The 4,782-nt window shown below is 57.1% G+C and carries 7 protein-coding genes; all 7 read right to left on the bottom strand.

Features of this window, described 5'->3' with window-relative positions:
- A partial coding sequence (locus ACRAUW_RS16850) for a MerR family transcriptional regulator (protein ID WP_431363199.1) occupies nt 1-458 on the bottom strand: 458 nt, incomplete at its 3' end.
- Nucleotides 459-603: 145 nt separating this feature from the next.
- Nucleotides 604-1,551, bottom strand: coding sequence for a YbgA family protein (locus ACRAUW_RS16845; protein ID WP_431363198.1), 948 nt, complete (start codon nt 1,549-1,551; stop codon nt 604-606).
- Nucleotides 1,552-1,730: 179 nt separating this feature from the next.
- A complete protein-coding gene (locus ACRAUW_RS16840; protein ID WP_431363197.1) occupies nt 1,731-2,378 on the bottom strand; it encodes an autotransporter in 648 nt (215 codons plus the stop codon).
- 189 nt (nt 2,379-2,567) lie between these two features.
- Nucleotides 2,568-3,140: a DUF3157 family protein gene (locus ACRAUW_RS16835; RefSeq protein WP_431363196.1), complete on the bottom strand. Its 573-nt coding sequence runs from the start codon at nt 3,138-3,140 to the stop codon at nt 2,568-2,570.
- Nucleotides 3,141-3,247: 107 nt separating this feature from the next.
- Nucleotides 3,248-4,084 carry a hypothetical protein gene (locus ACRAUW_RS16830; protein ID WP_431363195.1) on the bottom strand — a complete coding sequence of 279 codons (837 nt, stop codon included), beginning with the start codon at nt 4,082-4,084 and terminating at the stop codon, nt 3,248-3,250.
- Nucleotides 4,085-4,163: 79 nt separating this feature from the next.
- Nucleotides 4,164-4,442 (bottom strand): DUF6482 family protein, encoded by a 279-nt coding sequence (locus tag ACRAUW_RS16825; protein WP_431363194.1) that lies wholly within the window; start codon nt 4,440-4,442, stop codon nt 4,164-4,166.
- A gap of 18 nt (nt 4,443-4,460) precedes the next feature.
- A partial coding sequence (locus ACRAUW_RS16820; protein WP_431363193.1) for an HAD family hydrolase occupies nt 4,461-4,782 on the bottom strand: 322 nt, incomplete at its 5' end.

Below are 4,782 nucleotides of genomic sequence, written 5' to 3'. Positions count from 1 at the left end.
TCGCCATCGGGCCGCTCGCGCCACAGCCCCAGCAACTGCTCCACCAGCGGTTGCAGTACCCGGCTGCGCACCAGCTCGAACGGGTAGCTCGCCAGCAGGTCGTTAAGCTCGGCCTCCGCCTTGCGCTGGTTGAAAGCAAGCAGCGCCTGACTGAACTGCTCCAGGGTTTGCTGCCAGTGATCGCTCACCGGCTCGGAATGGGGTTCGCTCAAGAGCCCCTTCACCTGCCCGATACTCACTCCCCGCTCCAGCCAGCTCAGGATCTCGCCGATTTGGCGGATATCCTGCTCGCTGTAGAGGCGGTGGCCCTTTTCGGTGCGGGCCGGTTGTACCAGACCATAGCGGCGCTGCCAGGCACGCAGGGTCACGGCGTTGACGCCGGTGAGGCGGGAGACCTCGCGAATGGGGTAGATCCCCTCATCAGCCAGAGGAGCAACTTCTTGCGATAAATCAGACATACAACGTCCATCAAACAGAGGGGTGAAGCGCCCCGGCGCAAACCATGCGCCGGGGCAACAGAACGGATTCAGAGCCCGTAACGCAGCTTGAGCGTGCCGGAGTGAAGGTCGAGATAGACCTGCTCGACCCTACAAAACAGCATTCTCAGAGCCCGTAACGCAATTTCAGCGTATCGGGGTGCGGATTGAGATAAACCTGCTCGGCGAGATAGGGATTGGGGTACTCGCGCAGGTAGTGACGGATCAGGGTGAGCGGCACCAGCAAGGGGAAGATGCCGGTGCGGTACTTGTCGATGGTATCGGCAAGCTCCTGCTTCTGGGCCGGGGTCAGCACCCGCTTGAAGTAGCCCTGCAGGTGCATCAGCACATTGGTGTGACTGCGGCGGTTGGCTCGCAGAGTCAGCGCCGTCATCAATACCTTGATGTAGTTGTCGGCCACCTCCTGCAAATTGGTGGACTTGCCCAGATTGCCGAGCAGCTTGCCGAGGATGCGGTAGTGGGTGGTGGCATGGGAGAGCACCAGATACTTGTAGCGAGAGTGGAAGCGGATCAGCGCAGAGGCGGTGATGCCGCGGGCGCAGAGTTGCTGCCAGTCGTGGTAGGCGAAGACTCGCAGCACGAAGTTCTCCCGCAGGATGGGGTCGCACAGGCGGCCATCCTCTTCCACCGGCAACAAGGGGTTGGCCTCCATCAACGCCTTGGCAAAGAGGCCAATCCCCTCCTTGGCGCTCCCCTCGTTGTTGGCGCCATAGACCTTGACCCGCTCCATACCGCAGCTGGGTGATTTGGCACAGAGGATATAACCGGAGATAAAGTCGAGCTGACGTGCCTTCTGCTCGCTGAAGGCAATCAGCTTTTCGGTGACATCGAAGCTACCGTTGCTCGCCTCGGCGCGGATCTCGCCGTTGCGCTTGACCAGCCGGATGGCGGCACGGGGCGCCCCCAGGCCAATGGCCATCTCGGGACAGACGGGGTGATAGTCAAAGTGAGCGCCAAGATCCCGTTCACAGAAGCTGGAGCGCTTGTGGCCCCCATCGAAACGTACCTCTTGTCCCAGCAGGCAGGCACTGATACCAACTTTAATCTTGTACATGATGGCGCTCCTTGTATAAGCATTGATTCAGTTATAGCAGTTATACAAAAAAATTAAAGTTGTATAACTATTTGCGACTGATACGACACAAGGAGAAAAAAGGATCACCGGAAAAAGAAAAAACCCATGGCGAACGCCATGGGTAAAAATCAAGACACTACGGACTACGGGAAGGGGGATTAGAAGCTGTACTTCACACCCAGGCTGGAGATGGAACCTTTTTGCACATTCCAGTTGCGATAGGTGTAATCGGCAGTCAGCGCCCAGTTCTGGTTGAGCTTGTAGGCACCGCCCACCTTGAAGTCGTGCATATCGTCGGTCATGTTGGCGTAGCGATAAGCGGTGGAGAGCTCGATGTCGCCGATGTCGTAGCGCAGGCCCACTTCACCGTACATGCTGCCACTACTCTTGCGGTTCACCAGATCCCAGCCCTTGACGTCATAAGCCTGCTCGCGCTCCAGGGTGTAGCCCATCAAACCGGTTTCACCATACAGGTTCAGGCCAGTGCTGAGCGGGGTGAAGACTCCGATACCCAGACTACCGATCCCCATACTGTCATTGCCGTTCTGGGCGGAGGTACCCTCGGCGAGCCAACGGCCGTAGAAGTTGTTGGAGAACGATTTGGAAAGATCCAGCGTAATACCGCCAAAGTCGCGAGAGCCCTGCTTGCTGGCATCACGGGGGAAAAGCACATTGTTGCTCAGATAGTCGGATTTAGTGCGAGCCCAGGTAGCAGAACCCTTGGCGTAGCTGAAGGCATCTTCAGCCAAGACGGAAGTAGAGGCAAGCCCGGCCAGAACCAGAAGAGAGAGTGTTACTTTATTCATGATGATAACTCCATGTGATTGAGCTCGTTGCTAGCGAGCTGGTATGGAGTCATTGTGCGGCCAGCTTCCCGGTTTGCCGAGCGGCAAGCTGTTGCAGAACCGTGTCAGATGTAAGCAGATATTACAGGTGGTGTCAGCGGCAACAAGTTGCCGGCCCACACGGTTTGCATGGGCCGGAACAACGCCAAATCAGCGGAAGACTACCTCGTCAATTTCGACCCGCACCAGCGGCTGACCGGTCAATCCAGCCGGACGGGCAACCTCGAGGGCCAGTGATGGACGCTCCTGTCCCTTGCGCAGGTAGGTCTCCGGCAGACGGTTCTCGGCGACCCAGAAACGGGCCTCCTGACGGCTCAACTGCACTCCGTCAGCACTGAACAGGGTCACCATGCCACGCACCCCGACTACATTGCGGGTGCCGGTATTGCTCACCATAAAGGTCAGCTCCAGCGGGTCAGAACCCTCGATCTTGTCCAGCCTGACCACAACACCATCGCGCGCCATCTGGGCAAGCAGTTCCGGATTAGCCTTAGCCTGATCGGTCAGCACGGGGGCCGCTACCGCGACCACAGCACCCGCTTTCGCCCCTTCGGCCAGCACCTTGACGGGCTCGGCGGGCTTGACCACCAGATACTCCCAGGTGAAGTCATCGTTCAGTTGCACTTGACGGCCATCAGGCAGCGTCACCTGAGTAACAGGAGCTGCCTGCGCCAACACGGGCGAAAGACAGAGAGCAACCAGCAGACGGGAGAAAAATTTCATGGCATGAACACTCGGTAACGGGTGAAAGGGCGACAGTATAAACAGTCCCATCGCCCCTTGCCTATGACTGCACTCACGTTCTGGCATCCGCATAGCTCATCCGCAAGCTAGAGAGCGAAATCGTGCCGATCTTGTTGCGCCATATCCAGGGTCACTAGGTCAAACTCGGTCGCCTTGAGGGCGGACAAGATATCTGATTGCATATCGAAGGCCTGGGCGCGTAGATGCCCAGGAAGACTCACCCGGGCCAGAGTGGTATGACCATCGCACAGGGTATGGAAAAAGACCTGCGCCTCGTCCAGCCCCATGTCGGCCAGCATCTGCTCGGCTTGATCTACCATCCGCAGATAGCGCAGTTCAAGCAGTCCTGGATTGGTGAAGCGATCACTGAGGCAACCGTTGCCCCCCTTGCCCCAACGACCGAGCTGACGCTTGTTGAAGCCATAGCGAAAATCGCGGCTCGTCACCCCATTATCAGCAAAAAGCCAGAGGGTATTGGCTGGCAAGGAACCGAACTGGGCCAAATAATCAGTCTGCTCCTCCACCGCAGCCGGGATCAACAACGGCAGTTGCGCCCACTCGGGGCAATGCTGCACATGCTCACCAATGCAGCGAACCGGGTCGATCAGCCCGTCTACATGGGGCCAGCGATCATAAAAGACGATCTCGTCACTCTTGATGACCCAGTGCTCAATGCCATAACGCTGGCAATAACGCCGGGCACGAGCCACTTCACTGCGACTGCGGGTAGGGTTATCGAGGGTAATGGCACGGATCTTGACACCGCTGGCACGGCACAGATCGATGCTGTAGCAGGATTCCAACCGCCCCGAAAAAGAGACTATCAGCTCGTCAAAACTTGCCAGTCTCTCAATCAACAGCTGTTCCCTGGCTTGAAAAGAGTGATCATATCCCAGATCCAGTACAACAACATTGGCACCCATTAAACCGCTCCGGATGATGAACAGGTACTATATTGTGCTGGAAACAAGCTGAATAGACCCTTAAAGAGTCTGATTAAAATTAAAACTTGATGATTATTTCCTGTGATTCAGCTGTTAAATCAGTGTTTTGAACGTCATAAATGCGCAATTTTGCCTGATGAACCAGATGGGCTCGCAAGAAACCCTGCACCTGATCCAGCGAAGTGAAAGTCAGGCACCCTCCCTCGCTGTCCGTCAGACAGAGGCTCTCCCCTTCAGCCTCGATACAGAGCTGATACCCACTGCCATCCTTGCAGGCGATGATCAGAATCGCTTCGGGATAGTGAGTGAGCCAATTGCGAAACCGGCCGTGCTCCATAGTGCTCCTAGAGGGGCATCACCCCTTGCTGATGGCGGGCAAACAGCCCAACCCACCCAGTTGCTTGCGGCAACTCACCGCGTCGGTAAAGACGATCCCCCTGATACCGAGGGCCTCGGCGGCCGCGATGTTGGCGGGACTGTCATCGATGAAGATGCACTCTGCCGGTTTCAGATCGAACGACACCAGCAGATAGCGGTAGATATCCGGCTCAGGCTTCATCATTCGCACCCGCGCCGAGACCACCTTGCCGCTGAAAAAGCGCCAGAAATCCTGATGCTGCTCCAACCAATCGATGCTGGCGTGCCCCATGTTGGAGAGGGCGTAGAGCGAATGGCCC

The sequence above is a fragment of the Aeromonas sp. genome, from assembly GCF_050633025.1.
In the GTDB taxonomy this organism is placed as follows: Bacteria; Pseudomonadota; Gammaproteobacteria; order Enterobacterales; family Aeromonadaceae; genus Aeromonas.
Note: the sequence above shows the minus strand (reverse complement) of the source record. Positions and strands in the feature narration are given on the sequence as shown.

Coding starts and splice junctions, on each gene's coding strand:
- ACRAUW_RS16845 (WP_431363198.1), bottom strand. CDS start 1,551: ATGTACAAGATTAAAGTTGGTATCAGTGCCTGCCTGCTGGGACAAGAG.
- ACRAUW_RS16840 (WP_431363197.1), bottom strand. CDS start 2,378: ATGAATAAAGTAACACTCTCTCTTCTGGTTCTGGCCGGGCTTGCCTCT.
- ACRAUW_RS16835 (WP_431363196.1), bottom strand. CDS start 3,140: ATGAAATTTTTCTCCCGTCTGCTGGTTGCTCTCTGTCTTTCGCCCGTG.
- ACRAUW_RS16830 (WP_431363195.1), bottom strand. CDS start 4,084: ATGGGTGCCAATGTTGTTGTACTGGATCTGGGATATGATCACTCTTTT.
- ACRAUW_RS16825 (WP_431363194.1), bottom strand. CDS start 4,442: ATGGAGCACGGCCGGTTTCGCAATTGGCTCACTCACTATCCCGAAGCG.